Source organism: Pseudomonas sp. 02C 26, assembly GCF_002843585.1.
GTDB lineage: Bacteria > Pseudomonadota > Gammaproteobacteria > Pseudomonadales > Pseudomonadaceae > Aquipseudomonas > Aquipseudomonas shirazensis.
On sequence record NZ_CP025262.1, the window covers coordinates 629,559 to 650,581 of the forward strand.

22 protein-coding genes and 1 pseudogene are annotated in these 21,023 nt (G+C 59.5%); 6 read left to right on the forward strand and 17 right to left on the reverse strand.

The features are described 5' to 3' along the window. Nucleotides 1–127: 127 nt before the first annotated feature. Nucleotides 128–1,060, forward strand: coding sequence for a LysR family transcriptional regulator (locus tag CXQ80_RS02845; RefSeq protein ID WP_101316287.1), 933 nt, complete (start codon nucleotides 128–130; stop codon nucleotides 1,058–1,060). A gap of 287 nt (nucleotides 1,061–1,347) precedes the next feature. Here CXQ80_RS02845 and CXQ80_RS02850 read toward each other — a convergent pair whose 3' ends face one another. The 6 genes from CXQ80_RS02850 to CXQ80_RS02875 all read right to left on the reverse strand — a co-directional run bounded on the left by CXQ80_RS02850 (nucleotide 1,348) and on the right by CXQ80_RS02875 (nucleotide 6,655). Then, nucleotides 1,348–2,121: an amino acid ABC transporter ATP-binding protein gene (locus CXQ80_RS02850; protein ID WP_101316289.1), complete on the reverse strand. Its 774-nt coding sequence runs from the start codon at nucleotides 2,119–2,121 to the stop codon at nucleotides 1,348–1,350. 77 nt (nucleotides 2,122–2,198) lie between these two features. Further along, the gene (locus CXQ80_RS02855; RefSeq protein ID WP_101316292.1) at nucleotides 2,199–2,939 is read right to left on the reverse strand and encodes an amino acid ABC transporter ATP-binding protein; all 741 of its coding nucleotides are present in this window, start codon (nucleotides 2,937–2,939) and stop codon (nucleotides 2,199–2,201) included. After that, nucleotides 2,936–4,438 (reverse strand): argininosuccinate lyase, encoded by a 1,503-nt coding sequence (argH, locus tag CXQ80_RS02860; RefSeq protein WP_101316294.1) that lies wholly within the window; start codon nucleotides 4,436–4,438, stop codon nucleotides 2,936–2,938. Before argH ends, CXQ80_RS02855 begins: the two co-directional genes overlap by 4 nt. Continuing rightward, on the reverse strand, nucleotides 4,408–5,127 hold the full coding sequence (locus tag CXQ80_RS02865; RefSeq protein ID WP_101316296.1) for an amino acid ABC transporter permease: 720 nt from the start codon (nucleotides 5,125–5,127) through the stop codon (nucleotides 4,408–4,410). The genes argH and CXQ80_RS02865 overlap by 31 nt, the downstream gene beginning before the upstream one ends. 7 nt (nucleotides 5,128–5,134) lie before the next feature. Beyond that, complete coding sequence (locus CXQ80_RS02870) at nucleotides 5,135–5,797, reverse strand: amino acid ABC transporter permease (RefSeq protein ID WP_101316298.1); 663 nt, start codon at nucleotides 5,795–5,797, stop codon at nucleotides 5,135–5,137. A 12-nt stretch (nucleotides 5,798–5,809) separates the two neighbouring features. Then, nucleotides 5,810–6,655, reverse strand: a complete 846-nt coding sequence (locus CXQ80_RS02875) for a transporter substrate-binding domain-containing protein (protein WP_101316300.1) — start codon at nucleotides 6,653–6,655, stop codon at nucleotides 5,810–5,812. 229 nt (nucleotides 6,656–6,884) lie between these two features. On the opposite strand from CXQ80_RS02875, the gene CXQ80_RS02880 reads away from it, so the two are divergent. The 3 genes from CXQ80_RS02880 (at nucleotide 6,885) to CXQ80_RS02890 (ending at nucleotide 9,195) form a co-directional block, all read left to right on the forward strand. Next, nucleotides 6,885–7,802, forward strand: a complete 918-nt coding sequence (locus tag CXQ80_RS02880; protein ID WP_310794598.1) for a LysR substrate-binding domain-containing protein — start codon at nucleotides 6,885–6,887, stop codon at nucleotides 7,800–7,802. 105 nt (nucleotides 7,803–7,907) lie between these two features. Further along, nucleotides 7,908–8,465, forward strand: a complete 558-nt coding sequence (locus CXQ80_RS02885; RefSeq protein ID WP_101316302.1) for a hypothetical protein — start codon at nucleotides 7,908–7,910, stop codon at nucleotides 8,463–8,465. Nucleotides 8,466–8,559: 94 nt separating this feature from the next. Continuing rightward, on the forward strand, nucleotides 8,560–9,195 hold the full coding sequence (locus tag CXQ80_RS02890) for a hypothetical protein (protein ID WP_101316304.1): 636 nt from the start codon (nucleotides 8,560–8,562) through the stop codon (nucleotides 9,193–9,195). A gap of 128 nt (nucleotides 9,196–9,323) precedes the next feature. Here the strand turns inward: CXQ80_RS02890 and CXQ80_RS02895 are convergent, their stop codons facing one another. From CXQ80_RS02895 to CXQ80_RS02915, 5 genes are all read right to left on the reverse strand, one after another. After that, a complete protein-coding gene (locus CXQ80_RS02895; protein WP_101316306.1) occupies nucleotides 9,324–9,611 on the reverse strand; it encodes a hypothetical protein in 288 nt (95 codons plus the stop codon). A gap of 35 nt (nucleotides 9,612–9,646) precedes the next feature. Beyond that, nucleotides 9,647–10,249: a hypothetical protein gene (locus CXQ80_RS02900; protein WP_101316308.1), complete on the reverse strand. Its 603-nt coding sequence runs from the start codon at nucleotides 10,247–10,249 to the stop codon at nucleotides 9,647–9,649. Nucleotides 10,250–10,444: 195 nt separating this feature from the next. After that, nucleotides 10,445–11,107, reverse strand: coding sequence for a hypothetical protein (locus CXQ80_RS02905; protein WP_101316310.1), 663 nt, complete (start codon nucleotides 11,105–11,107; stop codon nucleotides 10,445–10,447). 243 nt (nucleotides 11,108–11,350) lie between these two features. Then, nucleotides 11,351–12,652: a C4-dicarboxylate transporter DctA gene (dctA, locus tag CXQ80_RS02910; RefSeq protein WP_101316312.1), complete on the reverse strand. Its 1,302-nt coding sequence runs from the start codon at nucleotides 12,650–12,652 to the stop codon at nucleotides 11,351–11,353. Between the two features lie 66 nt (nucleotides 12,653–12,718). Then, on the reverse strand, nucleotides 12,719–14,074 hold the full coding sequence (locus tag CXQ80_RS02915; protein WP_101316314.1) for an adenylosuccinate lyase family protein: 1,356 nt from the start codon (nucleotides 14,072–14,074) through the stop codon (nucleotides 12,719–12,721). A gap of 116 nt (nucleotides 14,075–14,190) precedes the next feature. Between CXQ80_RS02915 and CXQ80_RS02920 the strand changes: the two genes are divergently transcribed. Continuing rightward, nucleotides 14,191–14,919, forward strand: coding sequence for a GntR family transcriptional regulator (locus CXQ80_RS02920; RefSeq protein ID WP_101316316.1), 729 nt, complete (start codon nucleotides 14,191–14,193; stop codon nucleotides 14,917–14,919). A 173-nt stretch (nucleotides 14,920–15,092) separates the two neighbouring features. Here the strand turns inward: CXQ80_RS02920 and arsH are convergent, their stop codons facing one another. From arsH to CXQ80_RS02950, 6 genes and pseudogenes are all read right to left on the reverse strand, one after another. Further along, nucleotides 15,093–15,836 carry an arsenical resistance protein ArsH gene (gene arsH, locus CXQ80_RS02925; RefSeq protein ID WP_371918910.1) on the reverse strand — a complete coding sequence of 248 codons (744 nt, stop codon included), beginning with the start codon at nucleotides 15,834–15,836 and terminating at the stop codon, nucleotides 15,093–15,095. 14 nt (nucleotides 15,837–15,850) lie between these two features. Next, on the reverse strand, nucleotides 15,851–16,321 hold the full coding sequence (locus tag CXQ80_RS02930) for an arsenate reductase ArsC (RefSeq protein ID WP_101316320.1): 471 nt from the start codon (nucleotides 16,319–16,321) through the stop codon (nucleotides 15,851–15,853). A gap of 10 nt (nucleotides 16,322–16,331) precedes the next feature. Next, nucleotides 16,332–17,621 carry an arsenic transporter gene (locus tag CXQ80_RS02935; RefSeq protein ID WP_101316322.1) on the reverse strand — a complete coding sequence of 430 codons (1,290 nt, stop codon included), beginning with the start codon at nucleotides 17,619–17,621 and terminating at the stop codon, nucleotides 16,332–16,334. A 19-nt stretch (nucleotides 17,622–17,640) separates the two neighbouring features. Next, the gene (locus CXQ80_RS02940; protein WP_101316324.1) at nucleotides 17,641–17,991 is read right to left on the reverse strand and encodes a metalloregulator ArsR/SmtB family transcription factor; all 351 of its coding nucleotides are present in this window, start codon (nucleotides 17,989–17,991) and stop codon (nucleotides 17,641–17,643) included. A 76-nt stretch (nucleotides 17,992–18,067) separates the two neighbouring features. After that, nucleotides 18,068–18,431: pseudogene (locus CXQ80_RS02945) on the reverse strand (transposase domain-containing protein); the annotation flags it as partial. A 63-nt stretch (nucleotides 18,432–18,494) separates the two neighbouring features. Next, entirely contained in the window at nucleotides 18,495–19,463 is a 969-nt protein-coding gene (locus CXQ80_RS02950) for an AraC family transcriptional regulator (protein WP_101316326.1), read from the reverse strand. A 103-nt stretch (nucleotides 19,464–19,566) separates the two neighbouring features. On the opposite strand from CXQ80_RS02950, the gene CXQ80_RS02955 reads away from it, so the two are divergent. Next, nucleotides 19,567–20,811 carry an MFS transporter gene (locus CXQ80_RS02955; RefSeq protein WP_101316328.1) on the forward strand — a complete coding sequence of 415 codons (1,245 nt, stop codon included), beginning with the start codon at nucleotides 19,567–19,569 and terminating at the stop codon, nucleotides 20,809–20,811. Nucleotides 20,812–21,023: the final 212 nt, after the last annotated feature.

Sequence of the window (21,023 nt, forward strand, 5' to 3'; positions counted from 1 at the left end):
ACTATCTAGGTGGGTGGCGCATATCGCTGCAACCAGAGGACATGCTGATCTGGCTGACGGGAAGGTTAACGGAAGGGCTTTTTCTGTGTTGCAATGCCGCATTGTGAAAAGTGCAATGAGGTGGAGCGTGGCGTTGAACATGTTGGCGGAACTTGAAGCCTTTGCGGCAGTAGCTCGCAAGCGCAGCTTCGTCGCCGCGGCGCGGGCCTTGGGGCGTTCCCCTAGTGCACTGACCCGCGCCATTCAGGCTCTAGAGGAAAGTGTCGGGCTCAAGTTGTTCAATCGCTCGTCCAATACCGTGAGCCTGACTGAGGCGGGTGAGTGCTTATTACCCCATGCCTACAAAATGCTCGAACTGCAACGTGAGGTGGATGAAGACCTGGCCGGTCTCAGCGGCCTGGCCTCCGGCTGGATCCGCTTCTCCGCCCCCGAGGTACTTGGACACGGGGTGTTGCCTCGGTTGATCGCGCAATATTGCGAGCGTTATCCAGACGTCAACATCGATGTGATTTTCACCGATGAAATCATCGACCCGGCCAAGAGCAAACTGGACTTCTCGATCCGCGGGGCATTTCCACAATCCAGCGACTTGATCGGTTTCGCGCTCTGGAGTTACTCACGCCATCTGTATGCCGCCCCCGGGTACCTGGAGCGCAAAGGCGTGCCCGACTCTATCGAGGCGCTGGAGTCGCATTCGCTGATCCTGCATACGGCGCCGCGGATTCTCAAAGAGTGGAATTTTCGCAGCGAGGGGCAAGCCATCAGCTTTCGGGTTCATCCGAAATTTCGTTTCAGTTCCGGTCTGGCGGTATTCCAGGCAGCCATGGCGGGCGTCGGGATCGCCCGCTTGGCCGATTGGATGGCAGAGCCCGAAGTGGAGGCGGGGCGCTTGGTGCGGGTTTGCCCTGACTACAAACTCACCTCCAGCAGCGGCGAGAGCCCACAGATGCATGCGGTTTACCCGGCCGGAAATCTGCCGCTGCGGGTGAGGGCCTTGCTGGAAATGATTCGTGGCGTGGGTGAGAGCCCGAAATATAGCCGCGGCACAGCACTGATATGAGATTACAGGGCGTTCAGCCCGGCGGTACGTCTGACGTCAATACGCGCATTGTCAAACATGGCCATATCTTGTGATCTGTGTGCTTGAGGCCATACCCTGAACGCCGGAACCCGTCGTGGTGCTCTCACAGGGGCAGGTATCGATACCTGCAAAGCTACGAAGCAAAAGTCGAGGTTATGGCCGGCGATGCGGTGTGCAGCGTGGAGCGCCGCAAAAGTGAAGGGGTTACCGCGCACGCGGGGTCGATGACAGCCACCCTAGCTCAACTGGAGGTGCTGCACTGCTGATCAATGCAGCACCTGACTCAAGAACAACCGACTCCGCTCACTCTGCGGATTCTCAAAAAACTCCCTGGGCGTAGCCTCCTCAACAATCTCCCCCTGATCCATAAATACCACCCGGTGAGCCACCGTCCGGGCAAAGCCCATCTCATGCGTCACGCACACCATGGTCATGCCGTCTTCGGCCAGGTCGACCATGGTCTGCAGCACTTCCTTGACCATCTCCGGGTCCAGCGCCGAGGTGGGTTCGTCAAACAGCATGATCTTCGGCTTCATGCACAACGCCCGGGCAATCGCGACGCGCTGTTGCTGGCCGCCTGAAAGCTGGCCGGGGTATTTATGCGCCTGTTCGGGAATGCGCACCCGTTCCAGGTAATGCATCGCCACCGCCTCCGCCTCCTTGCGCGGCATCTTGCGCGCCCACATCGGGGCGAGGGTGCAGTTCTCCAGGATGGTCAGGTGCGGGAACAGGTTGAAGTGCTGGAACACCATGCCGACTTCGCGGCGGATGGTTTCGATCTGTTTGGCATCATTGGTCAGCTCGGTGCCGTCGACGACGATGCGGCCTTGCTGGTGTTCTTCGAGGCGGTTCAGGCAGCGAATGGTCGTCGACTTGCCCGAGCCAGATGGGCCGCACAGCACGATGCGTTCACCTTGGCGCACGCTGAGGTTGATGCTCTTCAGTACCTGGAACTCGCCATACCATTTGTTGACGTTCTCCATCTGGATCATGGTCTGTGCGCCCAGTGGATCCAGGGCTTTGCCGGTCGCTTGACTCATTTGAAACTCCTTGCCGGAGCACAGGCGCGCCGTCCCGGTGGAGGCGGGCACGCCGGGTGTGGAAGAGGATGTTGAAGTCAGTGCAGGACGCTTTCCAGAAACTGCCGGGTGCGAGGCTCCTTCGGTGCGCTGAAGATTTCCGCCGGCGGGCCCATTTCGATGATCTTGCCGCCGTCGAAGAACACCACGCGGTCGGCCACCTCACGTGCGAAGCCCATTTCGTGAGTGACGACGATCATGGTCATGCCCTCGGCCGCGAGGCCTTTCATCACGTTCAGCACGTCACCTACGGTCTCCGGATCGAGCGCGGAGGTGGGCTCGTCGAACAGCATCAGCTTGGGTTTCATCGCAAGAGCGCGCACTATCGCCACCCGCTGTTGCTGGCCGCCGGACAGCTCCGCCGGGTAGTGTTCGGCCTTGTGCCGCAGGCCAACGCGGTCGAGCAGGGCGAGGGCGTGAGCCTGGGCTTCTTGCTTGTTCGAGCGCTTGAGCTTGACCGGGGCGAGCATCATGTTCGCCAGCACGCTCATGTGCGGGAACAGGGTGTAGTCCTGAAACACCATGCCCACCTCTTCGCGCAGCCTGGCCAGGGCTTTGCGGTCACCGGCATTGGCCGAGTCGCCGTTGGCGATTACCACGGTACCGAGGGACGGCTCTTCCAGGCTGTTCAGGCAGCGGATGAAGGTCGACTTGCCCGAGCCGCTGGGGCCGATGATGACCACCACTTCGCCTTGTTGAACGTCCATGTCCACGCCCTTGACCACCTCGTGCGCACCGAAGCTTTTGTGCAGGTCGCGAACCGTCAGGATCGTGCTCATACGCCCGCCTGTGCCCGGGTCAGGGTTTGCAGGTTGAGGTCGGCCGCGCTGAGGCGCTCGCGGCGCTGCTGGTTGGCAATGCGCTCGGCGCTCAGGCGCTCGCTGGCACGTGCCAGGCTTGGCTTGAGTGAGCCGAGCGAGGGGCCGCCTGCGGAGCTGCGGCCTTGGACGTTGCTGACCGGGTCGAGGCAATCACGGACTTTCTGCTCGGGCAGGTTGAGGGCGTGGCCGAGTTGTTCGAGGGCGCAGGCATCGACCATCTGCGTGGTGATCTGGTTGGCCGGCAGGCCCTGGTCCATGGCCATGCGCACCACGCCGCCGACCACATGGTGGGCTTCGCGGAACGACAGGTCGACTTCGCGCACCATCAGGTCGGCGAGGCCGGTGGCGGTGGAGAAGTCTTCACCGGCGCGGCGTACCGCCAGGTCGATGTTGGGCGTTGCGGTGCGCAGCACCAGGTCGAGCAGTTTCAGGCAGCGTAGGGTTTCTTCGGCGGCTTCCCAGAAGCCGCGGGTGCCTTCGCGGTTGCCGTCGCCGGTGTGGGAAAAGTTGGTGCCCTTGATGCTCACGCTGGCGCCCATCAGCAGGCCGACGATGTGCCCGCTGCGGCCCTTGAGGTACTCGAGCACGGTGGGGTTTTTCTTTTGCGGCATGATGCTGGAGGTGGCGGCGACGCTGTCGGGGAAGTCGATGAGGTTGAACTCATGGGTGCTCCAGACAAAGTAGTCCTGCGCGACGCGGCTCCAGAACACCGCCAGGTGGCTCAGGTGCGACAGGCTTTCGAGCAGGAAGTCGCGTGAGCCGATGGCGTCCAGCGCGTTGTCCAGGTAGCCGTCGAAGCCGAGCAGCTCGGCGGTGCGTGCGCGGTCGATGTCGAACGGCGTGCCGGCGAAAGCGGCTGCGCCGAGTGGACACTGGTTCATCGACTCCAGGGTCTGGATCAGGCGCTTGCTGTCGCGCTCCAGCGCCTGTTCCACCGCGCTCAGGTAGTAGCCGTAGGTGATCGGTTGCGCCGGCTGCAGGTGGGTGTAGCCGGGCATCACCACTTCGGCGTACATCGCGGCGCAGCGCAGGGCCGTGGCGCGCACGGTCACCAGTTCATCGATCAGGTCCATCAACAACTCGCGGCAGCGCAGGCGGTCGAGTGTGGCGAGGATGTCGTTGCGGCTGCGACCGGTGTGCAGCCGCCCGCCGATGTCGGCGCCGATCTGTTCGATCAGGTGCGCTTCGTAGTTGAAGTAGGCGTCTTCGCGGGACGGGTCCAGCTCGACCGCATCCGGCCCGGCCTGCTCCATGTCCAGCACACCCTTGGCCAGCGCACTGGCATGTTCGCCGCGAATCAGCCCCTGTTCGGCAAGCATCAGGATGTGCGCCTTGTTGACGTTGCCCAGGTTGGCGAAACCGCTTGCGAAGCCTTCCAGGCGCGGGCGATAGATGTACTCGTTGACTTCCGGCGCGGTGCTTTCTTTCAGACGCCGACTGACTTTGGATTCTTGCATGTTGGAACCTCTCCAATAGAAGTACGTACCGCCGGGCGACCCAGACGACGTTCGAGATAACGGCTAAGCCAGGTCAGTGCCGAGCAGATGACGAAGTACATCAGCAACACCACGGCGTAGACCGAGAAGGCCGGGCTGACGCCGGTCATGACGGTTTCCCGTTCGATGATGATCTGGCCGACCTTGAGGAATTCGCCTACGCCGACCAGGGCACCCAGCGACGTGGCTTGCACCAGGATCGTCAGCAGCCCGGTATAGGCCGGCAGAATGGCTTTCATCGACTGCGGCACGATCACGTGCAGGTAGATCTGCCAGGGGCGCAGGCCCAGGGCCCAGGCGCTTTTCCACTGGTGTCGGGACACCGACTCCAACCCGCCCCGCACGATCTCGATACCGTTGGCGCTGCCCCACAAGGTCAGGCCGACGGTGACCGCGGCAAACGGGCTTAGATCGACGCCGAACATCGGCGCGCCGAAGAAGATGAAGAACACGTTGACGATCAGCGGAATGGAGCGGAACAGCTCCACATAGGCATGAATCGTCCACCACAGCACGCGGTTCTTGACCGTGGCCAGTACGCCGAGCACGGCCGAAATCAGCGTGGTGAACAACAGCACCACCAGCGCCAGCTGCAGGGTCATCAACAACCCTTTTAAAACGAAGCTCCAGTTATCGAAGATGAAGTTCATGCTCGCCTCACTGCCGGAAAGGGCGTTGTAAGTGGGCGGAAAGGCGCGCGGTCAAAAGCGCGAGCACGCCGACCAGCACCAGGTACATGACGCAGATGGCCGTGAACATCTCGATGGCGCGAAAGTCCGTGGCGATGCGGTCCACCGCGACGAAGGTCAATTCCGCCAGGCCGATGGCCTGAAGGTACGAAGAGTTCTTCAGCAGCGAGATCGCGGTGTTGAGCATCGCCGGCAGGCTGGTGCGAAACGCGATCGGCAGGGCGATCAGGGCAAAGTACTGCGCGGGCTTGAGGCTGAGTGCCAGGCTCGCCTCGCGCATGCCGCGCTCCACGGTGGCCAGGCCGCCGCGGATGTTCTCTATCTGATAAGCCCCAGCCCACAGTGACAGGCACACCACCCCCGACCAGAACAGCGACAACCCCAAGCCAATGGCCGGCAGACCGTAGAAGATGAAGAACAACTGCACCAGGATCGGCGTATTGCGGATCAACTCCACGTACAGCACCACCGCCTGCGACAGCACCGGCACTTTCATCACCCGCACCGCGCCGCCCAGCACACCGATCAGCATTGAAAAGAAGATGGCCAGCGCGGTGATCTTCAGCGTCATCAACACGCCGTCGAGCAGCGCAGGCCACTGCGCTATCAAGTAATGGATGTCGAAATCCATGATCGCGGCCGATCAGAGCGATTCGGCAGGTTTGGCCTGCTCGAACACACTGATGTAATAGCCCTGGATATTCTTCGGTACGAACTGCTCTACCCAGCCGCGGTACAGGTGCTCTTCACGCATGCGCAGCACCGCCGCGCTGAGGAAGTCGCGCCACTGCTCTTCGTTCTTGCGCACACCGATGGCCGCGTCGGAGATCTGGAACGGTTCGCCGATCAGGCGCGCGTCCTTGTCGTTGTCGGCCACCACCACCAGCGTTGCGGCGTCGTGGGTGTAGGCATCAGCGCGGCCTTGGCGGAAGGCTTGCAGGGCATCGGCGGCGCTGTTCATGCGCAGGGTTTTCACGTCGGGCATGTGGTCTTCGAACCACTTGGCCTGCACCGAGCCCTTGAGCGTGGCGAGGGTCTTGCCCTTGAGGTCGGCGATCTTCTGTGCCGGGCTGTCCTTCTTCACCACCACGTCACTCGCCCCCCAGCGGTAGGGCGTGGTGAAGTCGATCACGCGCTGACGCTCCGGAGTCACGCCGAGGGTGGCGATGAGGAAGTCGACCTTGCGCCCCAGCAGTTGCGGCACTCGGTTTTCGGCAGTCACGCAGGTAAAGCTGACCTTGTCCTTGGAGCCCAGGGCCCACAGTGACACCTGCTTTGCCATCTCTACTTCGACGCCGGCAAAGTCGCCCTTGTTGTCTTGATAGCCATAAGGCGGCTGGTCGCAACGCACGCCAGCTCGCAGCTGGCCTGCCTCTTTGATAGCTGCAGGAACGGCCGGCAAGTCGACGGCTTGGGCGGTGGACACCGCTGCCAACGACACGCACGAAAGGGCCAGTGCAGCGCTTAGTTTTTTATACGAGAACGACATGATGCCTCCTGATTACCGGGCTGCATCGCCCCACTGGCGTGCGGCGAAACGATGAGTACAAGGGCAGAGCTGAAATGAAGCTTGAGCACCGGTTTTGTTTTTGTTGTTGCGGGTATGCGCTCGGTTGGCATCGCGCTGCATCGGGGCAGACGTCGATGTGGATCTAGTTATAAAATCTTCGGGTCATGCAATCAAATGACAATCCATCAACCAGTCATGCAGAAATGATATGGCCATTAACTTCAAGCAGATCGAAACCTTCCGCGCGGTGATGGTCAGCGGCTCCATGACGGCGGCGGCGCAGGCGTTGCACACCTCGCAGCCGAACGTCAGCCGCCTGATCGCGCAGCTCGAACGGGCCAACGGCTTCAAATTGTTTGAGCGGGTGGGCGCGCGATTGGTGCCAACCGATGAAGGCGCGCAGTTCTTCGCCGACGTCGAGCGTGCCTTCATCGGCCTGCACAGCCTGGAAAACTCCGCCCAGCACCTCAAGCGCGGTGGCACCGGGCGCTTGCGCATCGGCGCTGTGCCGTCGCTGACCCACGGCCTGCTGCCGGCGATCATCCAGCGCTTTCGCCAGCAGAACCCCCACGTGCATATATCGATCCACACCAACGACTCGCCCAACGTCGCGCACTGGGCGGCGACCCGTTTCTGCGATGTATGCCTGGTGTCCTACGTGGCCGAAGACATGGCCGGTGTGCAGTCGGAAATCATCTGTGATGTGCCTGGCGTGTGCATTTTCCCCAAAGGGCATCGACTTGGTGCCTTGGAGGTAGTGACACCGGCAGATTTGAAGGGCGAGGAATTCATCTCGCTGTCGCACACCGACGGCTCGCGCACGCGGCTCGACCGACTGTTTGCCGAAGAAGAACCGCGCGTGCTGAACATGGATGCGACCCATGCTGCCACTGTCTGCTCACTGGTCGGGCTTGGGCTGGGCGTCAGCGTGGTCAGCCCGCTGGTGGCCAACGAGTACCTGCATACCGATATCGACATCCGGCCGTTTGCGCCGGAGCTGCGCTTTTATACCTATTTGCTGCTGTCGTCCGACCGGCCTGAGAACGTGCTGACGCAGAGGTTTCGGGTGTTGGCGGGGGAGATGTTGAGGGAGGCGGCGCGGGGGAGTTTGGAGAGGGAGCGGTAGGCAACGTGGCTTCCTGGCCCGCTAGATAAAGCAAGTATTCAGAGTTGCCTTGAGCTATTGTTAGTTGCGCAAAAAATTGCCTGATGCACTTTTTCAAGGATTGAAATGAAAGTTCTATTGCTTGTGCTATCGACCTTGCTCCTGCTTTCCGGCTGCTCCACGCCGCTCACCGCTACCAAGGCCAGCCCCTCGATCGCCGAAACCAAATCGGTGCAGTTCGGTGGGAAGACGTTTGTCCTCAAGTTCCAGAAGCAGGGCCTGTGGGAATATTTCCCTGAAGATGAAAGCATGGATGCCTGGACCGAGATGGTCGACTTTACTGTCGTGCCTCGCGAGCTGAACCGCTTCAAGCCCCTCGACCTGGCCAAACGTGCCATCCAGCTGCATCAGCAGGAAAACCCGAACATGCCGGCAGTCCTGCTGACAAAAAATAGAACCGGGATCGACTACGCGATGATGTACTACCCCGATTCAGTCCGTAAGGACGGGCAGTTTTCGGAGATTAGTTACTTCAAGTACTACACCGATGGCACCACTGGCCAGACCATAATTTTTCACTTCGCCCGGACCATCCCAAAACCGAACGATCCCACCGAGAGCGCAACAGCGATGGGGCAGGAGATCCCGCCGCTGATGGAAGCATTCCCGCTGTACCGGCCGTGACACCCTCAGTGTTAGGCCAGGCGGTGAAAGGGCGCTAATTAAAATTTCATCCCTTTCAAGCAACATTAATTAAAATCTCTGTTTTAGGTTAGCCATGAAAAATCTACTGATTGCTTGCATCCTGTTGGGTTCGGCGGTGTCTGTTAAGGTTTTAGCGAACACGCTAGAGGTCGAGCATCAGCGGATTGAGCAACGCTGGTATTCGTTCAGCGAGGTAGTAGAGAAAAGAAAGAAATATGACCGAGTGGATATTTCTCGAGGGTATATCGAATACTACTTCGAGGGTGAAAACCATGCCTCCAACGCTCCGGAGGAACGCCTGTCGCCGCGTGAAAAATTCTACGCCAATCATGCAACCGTTGGCACTTATGCCGTTGCTGATTACGCGACCGCGCTGGACAAGGCGTGCGTAGATGTGGTCTCTGAGTCGCTGGGATCGTTCAGAGGCAGCTATGAAAACGCTAAGAGACCTGACAGGCAACAATATAAGAGAAAGGTCGTTGGTATCAGGTCATTAAGCTACAAAGGTCCTGAGTTTAACTTCAAGAGTCCTGCCTCTTGGTCGTCCATAGAGTTGCCGAAGGACAAGAGAAGCCTTCTGTGTGAGATTTATGAAGTCAAGGATGAGGCCAATGACGTGAAATACATCGTCTACGCTGCATCGGTGACAACCGCTATGTTCGACGAAATTCATTCGGCACCACTGCCCGCTAACAAACCGAATAATTAGTTTCTTTGCGACAATGCTGCGGCACCTAACGCTGTGGCATCGAGCAGATCAGCTTTGAGCCTTGGCACGCTCAGTAATTGTCTGCCAATCGACCCATTTTGCTGTCTGACAGCCGTCGTACTGTTAGATCACGACCAGCGGATACGGGCAATTTCTGCGTCGCTCATCTGGCGCCAATCATCCTTGCTGATCCCGTAATCCTGCTCGGCGGATTCCAGAGCCTGCTCCAGCGTAATCATCAAATGATCGCCTTCAATCTGCTGGCTGGCGTAGTCCACGAAGCGAATCTCCATGTATACCGGCGGCTCGTGCTCACCCGCGACTTCAAGACCAAACAACACGATCGTCGAGACGCTGGGGCGGTATGCGCAAGGTACTTTCACATCGGCAACCAAGTGCAACGGTTGTGGCTTCATCTGGATACCTGAGTCGCTGGGCCTTTGTGTAGCCGCTATCTGACGTCTGTGCCGGGGTATAGCTCGGGCGGTGGCTGGTAGTCAGGGTCTTCGAATTGACTGTTGGTGTAGAAGGTCTCGGCGGTGGGCCCAGTATTCTTGTAGGTTACATTTTCGTTACGGACCAGATGCCAGCCCGTACCTTCTTTGTCACGCTCGATCAGCGTTGGGGACAGCGTGCACTTCCCACTGGAACCAGAAGTGAGGAGGAACTGATAGTAGCGCCCGGCTTCAGGTGTGAATTGGGTTGTGACAAAGCAGGTCCTGGTACGCGAGCCCTCCCATGTCATATACACAGTCGTTTCCAGGCCCGGCCGAATCGTTGATTCGTAGTAGTCCCAGGTCAGGTCTTGACCCGCTTTGGGCATGCCAATGTCTTGGGTATGGGTAAAGGGGAGAGGCCCGGTACGCACCACACCGCCGGTCCTCACACCGTTGTCGGTCTGGTAGATTGCCGCATGCTGGGTGAAATTGACGACACGAATCCAGGCCGGATTCGGCTCATTCGCGGGTGCGACAAAGTAATCGGTGTGGGGGAAATACTTGCAACCTGCGAACATTGGCAACAGCACTAAACAGAATCTCAAGCGTGTCGTCATTGATCCATTTCTCTGCAGAATTTTCGCTATGACCGCGTCTGCAGGGGTTTATTCGTCACCCGCACTGATTTCCTCGGGGTGGATGGCTACTGGTCTGCGTGCCTGATCACGAGCTTCTGGAACGAGCCAGGCAACTTCCCCTGACCCCAAATGCGCCCCGCTATCGCGGGGCTCAACACAGAGGGAGGCTCGTAGTCAGAACGACTCGACTGGCTTCTGGGCTTGTTGAACAAGCTTGTTTCCATCCAGTTTCGGGAAGGAAAAATTAATGATGATGCTGGACTCGTCATCCACGCCAGAGATGACTAAATCAGCACCCCTGACGTTGGCAGGTGCTGACTTCATAAGGCTCTGAAGGTTGGTGGCCGCTTTGTCGAGGGTGAGCCCTTCAACGAAAGAGTAGGTCAAATCGTTGGCGGCCAACGCAACACTCTCGTAGTTCGTGAGTTTGGCTGTGTAGTCATCCTTGTTTTTTGTTTTGCGCGCGGTATCAACCAGATCCAGCACGGATTTCCCGTCAGTGAGCGCCACCAAGGTAAATGTCTTTGCAAGCGCTCCAATGACGCGAGCGTACAGGTCACGATCATAGGGTGCAAACAGCGAAACCGACGCCAGTTTGTCACTGCTGAAAACCAGGGCTACCGTGAACTTCTGATCCAGAAAGTCCACATCGTCCACACAGCGTGCAGGAGCTCCAATATCAGCTGTACAGTCGTAGTAGCCTGCTACCCCGGTGTATTTCGCGATCGGCGCGTCGTAAGCATATGTTTTGAACAGGTTGTCTGCGGCTACCGCATTCTGCATGCCGGTCAACATCGCCGTGGCGGCCAGCGCTGCAGAAATAGCTTTCTTTGACATGGATTCCCTTCCTGAATGAGCATCGAGATGAATAGCCAGATGCTATCAGTCAGGTGTGCACTGCTCAACACCGGCACTCCATTTGGTGACGCCGCAGCCCATATCTCGGTCTCTTGAAAGACGGTCGGGTCTGCCGGGCGCCGTTTCTTCGATTCGCCAACCCAGTGCAGCGACAAGACCGATACCAGCTTGCATGCTGTGATCAATCCTGTCGCTACCGCAGTCAGTTCACCACGTGACCGTTTAAAGAGCCGCTTCCGGACTACGCCCGAGTACCCGGTTGTACTCCAACTTCGCAGTCTTCTCGGTGAACTCCCCGGACCACTTCGATACCACTACTGTCGCCACACTGTTGCCAACGGTATTGCACGTCGCAATCGCCATCGACATGAAGCGGTACACGCCAAACAGCAGCGCCAAACCTTCTACCGGCAGGTTGCCAATGGCGGTCACGGTCGCAGCGAACACCACGAAGCTGCCGCCCGACACCGCTGCCGCACCCTTGGAGGTGACCAGCATGACGGCGAGGATACCCAGCTGTTGTTCCCAGCTCAGGGGCACGCCATAGGCGTTGGCAATAAACAGTACGCACAACGACATATAGATGGAGGTGCCGTCGAGGTTGAACGCATAGCCAGTCGGCAACACCAGGCCAACGCTCTGCTTGGAGCAACCGAACTTCTCCAGTTTCTGCAGCAGGCGCGGCAGCGCGCTTTCCGACGAGGCGGTGCCCAGTACTATGAAGATTTCATCCTTGATGTACTTGAGGAAGCGCCACAGGCTGAAGCCCGATACACGACACACCACGCCTAGTACGACGAAGATGAAGAACGCGATGCAGACGTAGAACATCAGCACCAGGTTGGCCAGCGACATTAGCACCGCAGTGCCGTTGCTGCCCACGGCATAAGCGACCGAGCCGAATGCACCCAGCGGGGCGAACTTCATGATCAGGTTGATGAACTCGAAGAAACACTCCGAGACGCGGTTCAAGCCGTCTTCGATGACTTCACGACGCTCAGGCTTGAGCGCCAGCAAGGCGAAGCCGAACAGCACCGAGATCACCAGCACTTGCAAGAGCTGGCCGCCGGAGAAGGCGCCGACGAAGTTGTCCGGGAAGATCGCGTAGATGAAGTCCAGGGTCGAGGCCGGCGCGTGGCCTTTGGCAACTGCTGCAGCCGAGGCCGCAGTGGCTGCGCTGCTTGGGTGGGCGTCGTGCATGCCCGAGCCGATTTGCAACAGGTTGCCCCACAGCAGGCCGATGGCCAAGGCAATGGTGGACACCACTTCGAAGTAGATCAGCGCACGTACACCAACCTTGCCTACGCGCTTGATGTCGCCGGCGGAGGCAATGCCATGCACCACGGTGAAGAACACCAGCGGCGCGACAGCGGTCTTGATCAGTTTGAGGAAGATATCCCCGAGGATCTTGAACTTGGCGGCCAGCTCCGGCGCGATGAAGCCAAAGGCAATGCCCAGCAGCATGGCGGCAACGACCTGAAAGGTCAGGTCCTTGTAGAACGGTTTTTTAGCGGTAGCATTCATGACTGCGATCTCGTTGTTTTTATTCGTAATCGATAGGCAGCGGGATGCGGCGCACCCCGGGAACATTCAGCGTTTGACCTTGCCCTCGCGGGCCAGGGCGATGTCGACCATCTGCGGCGCCAGGCCGATGTAGTTGGTCGGGTCGGTCAGGCGCTTGAGTTCTTCGATGTCCAGCTGTGCCGTGGCTTCGCCTTGCGCCAGCAGCGCGTCAAGCAGGCTGGTGCCTTGGTCGTTGGCCATGCGGCAGGCGGCATAGACCACGTCGTGGGCTACCTGGCGACCCAGCGCCGGGGCCAGGCCCATCATCACGGCTTCGGCAACGATCAGGCCTTGGGTCATGTCGAGGTTCTTGAGCATGCGCTCGGTGCGCACTTCCAGGCCGGCCAGCATGAATTTCGCCTGGCCCAGCGACGCAGCGCTCAGGGCGAAGGCTTCTGGAATGGCGATCCATTCTGCCTGCCATGGGCCGGTGGAGCGTTCGAAGTCCTGGATCATCGCGTCGAGCATCAGCCCGGCTTGCTGGCGCACACCTTTGGCGGCGGCGTACATCAGCTCGCAGGAAATCGGGTTGCGTTTCTGAGGCATGGTGCTGCTGGCGCCACGGCCTTTGACGAAGGGTTCGTACACTTCGCCCAGCTCGCTGGTCATCATCATCATCACGTCGAGGGCGACCTTGCCCAGCGAGCCGGTGACCAGGCCAAGGAAGTTCAGGGTCTCAGCCAAGCCGTCGCGGGCGACGTGCCACGTGGCTTGCGGTACGCCCAGGCCGAGTTCGGCCATCATCGCTTGTTGTACTTCCAGGCCCTTGTCACCCAACGAGGCCAGGGTCCCGGCAGCGCCAGCAAACTGGCCAACTTCGACCCGTGGGCGCAACTCGACCAGGCGCTCGGCGTGACGGTCGAACATGCTCAACCAGACCGCGCATTTGTAGCCGAAGGTGATCGGCAGCGCGTGCTGCAGGTGGGTACGGCCTGCCATCGGCGTGTCACGGTATTTTTTCGCCAGATCTGCGAGCAGGCCACGCACGGCCTGGATATCACGCTCGACGATCGCCAGTGCCGCACGCACCTGTAGCACTACGGCGGTGTCCATGATGTCCTGGGTGGTAGCGCCCCAGTGCACGTAGCGGCCGGCTTCGCCGCACGTCTTCGACAGTTGTTCCACCAGCGGCAGGATCGGGTAGCCGACGATTTCTGTCTCGTGCTGCATCAGCGCCAGGTCGAGGGAGTCGTAGGTCGACAGCTTGGCGATCTGCTCGGCAGCTTCGGCCGGGATCACGCCGCAGCGCGCTTCGGCACGGGCCAGAGCGACTTCCACTTCGATGTAGCGCTCGATCAGGGCTTTGTCGGAGAACACGTTGCGCATTTCGGCGGTGCCGAACATGTCGCGGAACAGGGCGGAGTCGAAGACGGTGCTGGACATGGAGTAATCCCGATATGTTTGTTATTGGTCGGACATATTGTTAATGTCCGTACATAATTCTTACGTCCTCGCTGGTACACTGTCAACTCGCTTAAACCAGTGGGCTGATTGAAGGTATGAACCAGACGCGTTATGCGCTCGTTGCCAAGGACTTGATGGACGGGATTGCCAGTGGCCGATTCCCTCTAGGCAGCCTGTTGCCGACCGAATTCGAGCTATGTGAGCTGTACGCGGTCAGCCGCCATACCATTCGCGCTGCGATTACCCAGTTGCAGAACCAAGGGCTGGTTTCGCGGCGCAAGCGGGTGGGTACGCGGGTCGAGTCGGTGTCGCCCAAGGGCGGGTACTCGCAGTCGCTGGCCTCGGTGACCGACCTGGTGCATCTGGCCGAAACCCAGATGCGCAGCATCCAGCACGTCAGCCATTTTGTGGCTGACATCGCCCAGGCGCGGCGCTTGGGAATGGAGCCGGGCGGGCATTACTTCTGCGTATCGAGCATCCGCGTAGATGCCGACAACCGCCGTGCGCCGCTGTGCTGGACCGATGTGTATGCGCAGGAGTCATACGCCGAGGTGATTGCCTTGGCCGAGGAGCATCCGGACGAGTTGATTGCTGCGCTGATCGAGCGCCATTTTGGTCGCCATATCGACGTGGTCGATCAGCAGGTGCGCGCGGTGCTGTTGACCCCGGAGGTTGCCAAAAACCTCAATGCCGAGCCGGGTTCGCCGGGTTTGAACATCATTCGTCAGTACCGTGATGGCGACGGCGCGCTGATGGTGGTTTCGGAAACCGTGCATCCGGAAGATCGGTTTACGCTGGTGTCGCAGATGAAGCGCGAGCGGTAGAGCCTGTACCGCATTGGCCCGCTGTAGGAGCGGCCTTGTGTCGAGAAAGGGGGGCGAAGCGCCCCCAAAAATGTCAGCTCCGCCGCTGACATCGCCGGGCCCGCTGCGCGCGCCTTTCGCGACACAAGGCCGCTCCTACAGTTGACCATGTATGGCGCAGTCGGCAGCTTAAGTTATCCAGCTCGGCAACTTTGACCGCCGCCGGTTGAAACCACACCGGCCACGAGCTGCGATGCCGCGCTTTCTTTTCGCTCCGAGTAGCGATCCACCAGGTAGCTCTCACGACCGCGAACCAGCAGAGTGAATTTCACCAGTTCCTCCATCACATCGACTACTCGGTCGTAGTACGGTGAAGGCTTCATTCGATCTGCCTCGTCGAACTCCAGATACGCCTTGGGCACAGACGACTGATTCGGGATGGTCAGCATGCGCATCCACCGACCCAGAACCCGCATCTGGTTCACTGCATTGAAGGACTGCGAGCCGCCGCACACCTGCATCACCGCGAGAGTCTTACCCTGTGTGGGGCGTACGGCACCCATGGTCAGAGGAATCCAGTCAATCTGCGCTTTGAACACCGCAGACATCGCTCCGTGTCGTTCCGGGGAGCACCACACCTGACCGTCTGACCACAGCACCAGATCGCGCAGCTCCTGCACCTTAGGGTGATCGACTGGCGCGTCATCCGGCAACGGCAGTCCGGACGGATCGAAGATCACCGTCTCGGCACCCATTTGTTGGAGCAGACGTGCAGCTTCATGCGTCAGCAGACGGCTGAACGACCGCTCTCTGGTCGACCCATAGATCAGGAGAATGCGTGGTTTGATGTTCGAACCATCTGGAAAACCCAATTTTTCAGCGCTCGGCATATCCATCAGCGACAGATCAAGAGCTGGAAAAGTATCGACAGAGTCCATATCAAATTCGCTCATCACAGGGCTCCGATCCGATCCAGAGCCTGCTTCAGATCAGCGCCCTGAAGCGTTTTCAGATTCAAGGTGAAGAGCGCGGTAAATCGCCTCTTGATACGTTCAACGGTCGCATCAAATGCGGCCTGAACCTCCTCATCAGAGCCGTCGACCTCAGACGGGTCGGACAGCCCCCAGTGGCTTTTGATGGCCGGGCCGAAATACACCGGGCAAGGTTCGCCGCCCGCCTTGTCGCACACGGTGATGACGATATCGGGTGGTGTTTCTACGAAGACTTCCGAGCCTTTGCTGTACAGGCCGGACGTGTCGATTCCCAATCCTTGCAGAGTGCTCAGCGCTCGCGGATTGAGTTTGCCGCTCGGGAAGCTGCCCGAACTGATGGCCGTGAAGCCGTCTGGGGCGACATGGTTGAACAGCCCCTCGGACAGGACGCTACGACAGCTATTGGCCGTACACATGAACAGAATCTTCATAAAGCAACTCCTAAGCGCTGATGCTCAAGCGCACGGCAAGTGCTGCCAGTGTCGTAAGCAAAATGGGAAAGGTGAGTACGCAGCCAACCTTGAAGTAGTAACCCCAGGTGATGCGGATGTTTTTCTGGGCCAGGACGTGCAGCCAGAGCAGCGTGGCCAAACTGCCGATGGGGGTGATCTTCGGGCCGAGGTCGCAGCCAATGATGTTGGCGTACACCATGGCCTCGTGTGCGAGTCCCGATACCCCACTGCCCTGGATCGACAAGGCACCGATCAGCACGCTGGGCATATTGTTCATCACGGATGAAAGCAACGCGGCGGTGAAACCGGTACCCAGCGTGGCAGCCCACAGGCCATGGTCGGCGAAGGTGCCAAGCAGCGAGCTGAGTCCTTCAGTCAGCCCGGCATTCTTCAGCCCGTAGATCACCAGATACATGCCAAGCGAAAACAGGACGACTTGCCAGGGGGCGTTGAACATCACTTTGCGTGTCGAGATTACATGCCCCTTTGCGGCAATGATCAGCAGCACCAAGGCGCATGCGGCGGCGACAGCACTGACAGGAATACCAAGCGGCTCAAGGACGAATAACCCGAGCAACAGAAGTACCAGCACCCACCAGCCTGCAAGGAACGTATGGCGATCTTTGATGGCTTTTTCTGGCCGCTTTAGTTGCTCGGGCGAATACGCCTGCGGCACCTCCTTTCGATAGAACAACCAGAGCATGCTCAGGGTCACCACGACACTGACCAGATTAACCGGCCACATGATCGAGGCGTACCGGGCGAATCCGATATCGAAAAAGTCGGCAGAGACGATGTTCACCAAGTTCGAGACAACCAGCGGCAGGCTGGCAGTGTCGGCAATGAAACCGGCAGCCATCACGAAAGCTAAGGTCGCCGCTGGACTGAAGCGGAGCGCGGTCAGCATCGCGATCACGATGGGAGTCAGTATCAATGCTGCGCCGTCATTGGCAAACAGGGCCGAAACCGCTGCCCCCAAGAGCACCATCAGTGCAAACAGGCGTGCGCCGCTGCCTCCTCCCCAGCGAGCCACATGAAGTGCTGCCCACTCGAAAAAGCCCGCCTCATCCAGTAGAAGGCTGATGATGATCACCGCGATGAACGTTGCCGTGGCGTTCCACACTATGTGCCAGACCACTGGGATATCGCTGAGCGTGATGACACCGGTCAACAATGCGAGTACCGCCCCGGCAGACGCGCTCCAGCCAACGCCAAGTCCACGGGGTTGCCAGATCACCAGTACCAGCGTGACCAGAAATATTGAAATTGCCAACAGCATGTCAGTTCTCCAGAAACACTTAGCAGCAGGAAGCCTGGCGTACTGGGCGACCTTCCATCGAAGCAAGGCGACCTTGATCATCGCCGAGCCAGGAATGGTTAGCCTCAAGCGTCGTTTGGAGTACCTCCACTGCCCACTGAGGGAGTTCTGGATGAAGGCGGTAATAGATCCATTGGCCCTGACGGCGATCTTCCAGCAGCCCGCAGGTGCGCAACTGAGCGAGGTGTCGGGACACTTTTGGTTGGTGATCGTCGAGCGCCCAGATCAATTCGCAGACACATAGCTCTCCCTCGGCAGCGAGCATCAGCATGATTCGGGCGCGAGTTTCATCACCGAGGCATTTGAAGAACGTGTGGGGCTGAAAGGACATGGTCAACCTATATATTTGTTTATTCGTATATTCGAATTTACAGATATTAATACCTCAGTGGAAGCAGCTTCTTTACTTAAGCCGAGCAAGCGCGCGGATGCAGGTCGTGCAGATTGCTTGCTTGGTGAATTGGCAAGCGCGTCAGTACGTCCTTCAGGTATCTGTACGGATCATGCCCGTTCATGCGCGCCGACTGGATCAAGCTCATGATAGCCGCCGCTCGTTTACTACTGCGCAGCGAACCGGCGAACAACCAGTTGGAGCGACCATCGATAGGCACAGCACCATCATCAAGCTCCGCGCAGCGCATCCACCAAGGGCTGGAGCTGCACGCCGGTTTGCCCTACCCATTGAGCCAGTGTTGAACGCGGGATGGCCAAGCCTGCTCGGCCAAAGATCCTTTCTTGCCGGTACAGCGGCAGATGGTCGGAGAGCTTGGCGCTGGAGTTGGCAGCCGCAGACACATTCGCTGCTCTCCGGCTCGGCACCAATTCCCCTCAGCTTCAGGTGGCAGCCAACTGCCTCAACCTGCGACTCAACCCAGGCGTGGTACCCGTAACTCGCTTGAACGCCCGGCTGAAGGCCGCCTGGGACGTATAGCCCAACCGCTGCGCGACCTCTTCAATAGGTACTCTTTCCAGCGTCAGCCACTGGCTGGCAAGCCGCATTCGCACTTCGGTAACGTAGCGCAGTGGGCTCATGCCAATCGTCAGTTGGAAGCGCTCGGCAAAGACCGAGCGGGAGGTATTGCATTGCTCCGCCAACTGCTCGACGGTCCAGTCTCGGCCCGGTTGCTGATGAAGCGCCAGAAGTGCACCTGCCAGCCGCGGATCGCGCAGAGCGGCAACCAGGCCGGAGGCGTTGCCGCAGGCGCACTCGACCCAACCGCGAACGACCATGGCGGCGACCACATCGGCCAATCGCGCGAGGATGCCGGCGAAGCCAACGCGTGCGGCGCTGACCTCGCGCTCCATGGTGGTGAGAATAGGCACCAGCCCGGGGTAACGCTGGCCGCCGGCGTCAATAAGCATCAGGCCCGGCATCAGCTTGCCAAGGCCATGGAGGCTACCCAATTCGAATTCCATGCATCCACTGAACAAAAGCGTGGTCGGCATGGAGCCGGGATCGGTTCCGGTGTCCACCGCGCTTACGGTTTCGCCGAGAGGCTCGCCGTCCAGCAGATCAATGTCCTGCACGGGTACCTGCGTATGCGAGAGCAAGTGATGGGCCGCGCCATGGCAGATGAAGACGGCGTTACCGGCTGACAGCGCATAGGTCGTCCCGTCTTCCATACGTAGCACCGCGTTGCCGACCGCCAGGAAGTGGAACCAAGCATGCCCGGGTTTGGCAGCGAAGGCCAAGCCGAAGGCTGGGCCCGCCTGGATACGGCGGTACTCGACACCGCGCAGGCGCATGCCGCGCAACAGCTCGTTGATGAGGTCGGAAGAGAGGGCAAATTGGTCTGTCGACATCGGTTCGGTGTTTTAATCAAAAAATTGAGTTTTTCGATCATAGATCATCCGGAATCTCGCGCCTAGACTACCGGTCGCAATTGAAGATTGGGAGATCCATGCAGTGACTGACCTTTTATGCAATGCCGTACCCGACAGCCGTCGAGGCGCCGCGACGGATGCAGAACCTACAACTCCAGCGTGGATGGCCGTATTCTCGTTGGCGATGGGCGTGTTTGGCTTGCTGACCGCTGAGTACCTTCCGGCCAGCCTGTTGACGCCGATGGCAACCGAGCTGGGGGTGTCCGAAGCGCTGGCTGGCCAAGCGGTAACGGTGACAGCGGTGGTGGCGCTGTTCGCTGGCCTGTTGGTGCCAGGCCTGACTCGAAGTATCGATCGCCGCTGGGTGTTGCTGGGGTTTTCCACGTTGATGATCGCATCCAACCTGCTGGTCGCCGTTTCCTCCAGTTTCGCGGTGCTGTTGTTGATGCGTATCTTGCTCGGCATCGCGCTTGGTGGGTTTTGGAGCATGGCGGCAGCGGTGGCGATGCGCTTGGTGCCCGTGGCTTTATTGCCGCGAGCGCTCTCGATCATTTTCAGCGGCATCGCCGTCGGGACGGTGGTCGCGGTCCCGCTGGGTAGTTATCTGGGCGGGCTCTATGGCTGGCGCAGCGCGTTCTATGCAGCGGCAGCAGTGGGGGTGGTGACCCTGATTTTCCAGTCGCTTACGCTGCCGAGCCTTGCGCCACGTCGGCCGGCACGCCTGCGTACAGTGCTTGAAGTGTTGCAGCGCCCAGGCATTGCTATGGGGATGTTCGGTTGTGTGCTGGTGCACAGCGGCCACTTCGCGATGTTCACGTATATTCGGCCATTCCTCGAAGATACGACCGGCATTGGCCCGCAGGGCCTGTCGCTGATGTTGCTGGGTTTTGGTGTGGCGAACTTTGTCGGCACGTTGGTGGCCGGGTGGATGCTCACTCGTCACCCATTGGCCACCCTGGTGTTGATGCCAGCGTTGGTAGGCGTTGCGGCACTGGCGCTGGTCTTGTTGCCAGCTTCGGTGCCAGGGCAGGCTGTACTGCTGGCGGTCTGGGGCCTGGCCTTTGGGGGTGTGCCGGTGGCATGGTCGAACTGGGTCGCCAGCGCGGTCCCTGATCAAGCGGAGAGCGCTGGCGGCATGGTGGTAGCGTCTGTGCAGTCGGCCATCGCCACAGGCGCAGCCGCGGGTGGGGCAATGTTCAGCCTCGGTGGCAGCGCAGGCGTATTCGTGGCGGCGGCCGTGCTGATGCTGCTGGCCGCGTTGCTGATTGCACTGCGTGTGCGAGTTCCTGCGGTAGATGGAGCTGTGCTGAAAGGGGGTTTGCCTTGATGGGCATTTTCGCCACAGTTTTATCTCGCTATCTGTATCAGCGGCCCCGTTTGGCGAGAAGCTAAACAAGGTTGCGGTCAATTTCATAGATTTCTTGGCGGACTTCGTCCAGAGAGGTGCAAGGTACATCCATCTCTAGCTTTTCATTTCCACCCGGTTTACAGGGACTATCGCGTATCTGTCCTCCAGAACCGGCTCGCAGCAGTGACGCC

Excerpts from the sequence above, each read along its gene's own strand:
- CXQ80_RS02920 (WP_101316316.1), top strand. The coding sequence starts at position 14,191 with ATGAACCAGACGCGTTATGCGCTCGTTGCCAAGGACTTGATGGACGGG.
- CXQ80_RS02855 (WP_101316292.1), bottom strand. The coding sequence starts at position 2,939 with ATGAGCACGATCCTGACGGTTCGCGACCTGCACAAAAGCTTCGGTGCG.
- CXQ80_RS02875 (WP_101316300.1), bottom strand. The coding sequence starts at position 6,655 with ATGTCGTTCTCGTATAAAAAACTAAGCGCTGCACTGGCCCTTTCGTGC.
- CXQ80_RS02915 (WP_101316314.1), bottom strand. The coding sequence starts at position 14,074 with ATGTCCAGCACCGTCTTCGACTCCGCCCTGTTCCGCGACATGTTCGGC.
- arsH (WP_371918910.1), bottom strand. The coding sequence starts at position 15,836 with ATGGACTCTGTCGATACTTTTCCAGCTCTTGATCTGTCGCTGATGGAT.
- CXQ80_RS02940 (WP_101316324.1), bottom strand. The coding sequence starts at position 17,991 with ATGTCCTTTCAGCCCCACACGTTCTTCAAATGCCTCGGTGATGAAACT.
- CXQ80_RS02880 (WP_310794598.1), top strand. The coding sequence starts at position 6,885 with ATGGCCATTAACTTCAAGCAGATCGAAACCTTCCGCGCGGTGATGGTC.
- CXQ80_RS02895 (WP_101316306.1), bottom strand. The coding sequence starts at position 9,611 with ATGAAGCCACAACCGTTGCACTTGGTTGCCGATGTGAAAGTACCTTGC.
- CXQ80_RS02865 (WP_101316296.1), bottom strand. The coding sequence starts at position 5,127 with ATGAACTTCATCTTCGATAACTGGAGCTTCGTTTTAAAAGGGTTGTTG.
- CXQ80_RS02930 (WP_101316320.1), bottom strand. The coding sequence starts at position 16,321 with ATGAAGATTCTGTTCATGTGTACGGCCAATAGCTGTCGTAGCGTCCTG.
- CXQ80_RS02870 (WP_101316298.1), bottom strand. The coding sequence starts at position 5,797 with ATGGATTTCGACATCCATTACTTGATAGCGCAGTGGCCTGCGCTGCTC.
- CXQ80_RS02885 (WP_101316302.1), top strand. The coding sequence starts at position 7,908 with ATGAAAGTTCTATTGCTTGTGCTATCGACCTTGCTCCTGCTTTCCGGC.
- CXQ80_RS02890 (WP_101316304.1), top strand. The coding sequence starts at position 8,560 with ATGAAAAATCTACTGATTGCTTGCATCCTGTTGGGTTCGGCGGTGTCT.
- CXQ80_RS02950 (WP_101316326.1), bottom strand. The coding sequence starts at position 19,463 with ATGTCGACAGACCAATTTGCCCTCTCTTCCGACCTCATCAACGAGCTG.
- dctA (WP_101316312.1), bottom strand. The coding sequence starts at position 12,652 with ATGAATGCTACCGCTAAAAAACCGTTCTACAAGGACCTGACCTTTCAG.
- CXQ80_RS02905 (WP_101316310.1), bottom strand. The coding sequence starts at position 11,107 with ATGTCAAAGAAAGCTATTTCTGCAGCGCTGGCCGCCACGGCGATGTTG.
- CXQ80_RS02935 (WP_101316322.1), bottom strand. The coding sequence starts at position 17,621 with ATGCTGTTGGCAATTTCAATATTTCTGGTCACGCTGGTACTGGTGATC.
- argH (WP_101316294.1), bottom strand. The coding sequence starts at position 4,438 with ATGCAAGAATCCAAAGTCAGTCGGCGTCTGAAAGAAAGCACCGCGCCG.
- CXQ80_RS02900 (WP_101316308.1), bottom strand. The coding sequence starts at position 10,249 with ATGACGACACGCTTGAGATTCTGTTTAGTGCTGTTGCCAATGTTCGCA.
- CXQ80_RS02850 (WP_101316289.1), bottom strand. The coding sequence starts at position 2,121 with ATGAGTCAAGCGACCGGCAAAGCCCTGGATCCACTGGGCGCACAGACC.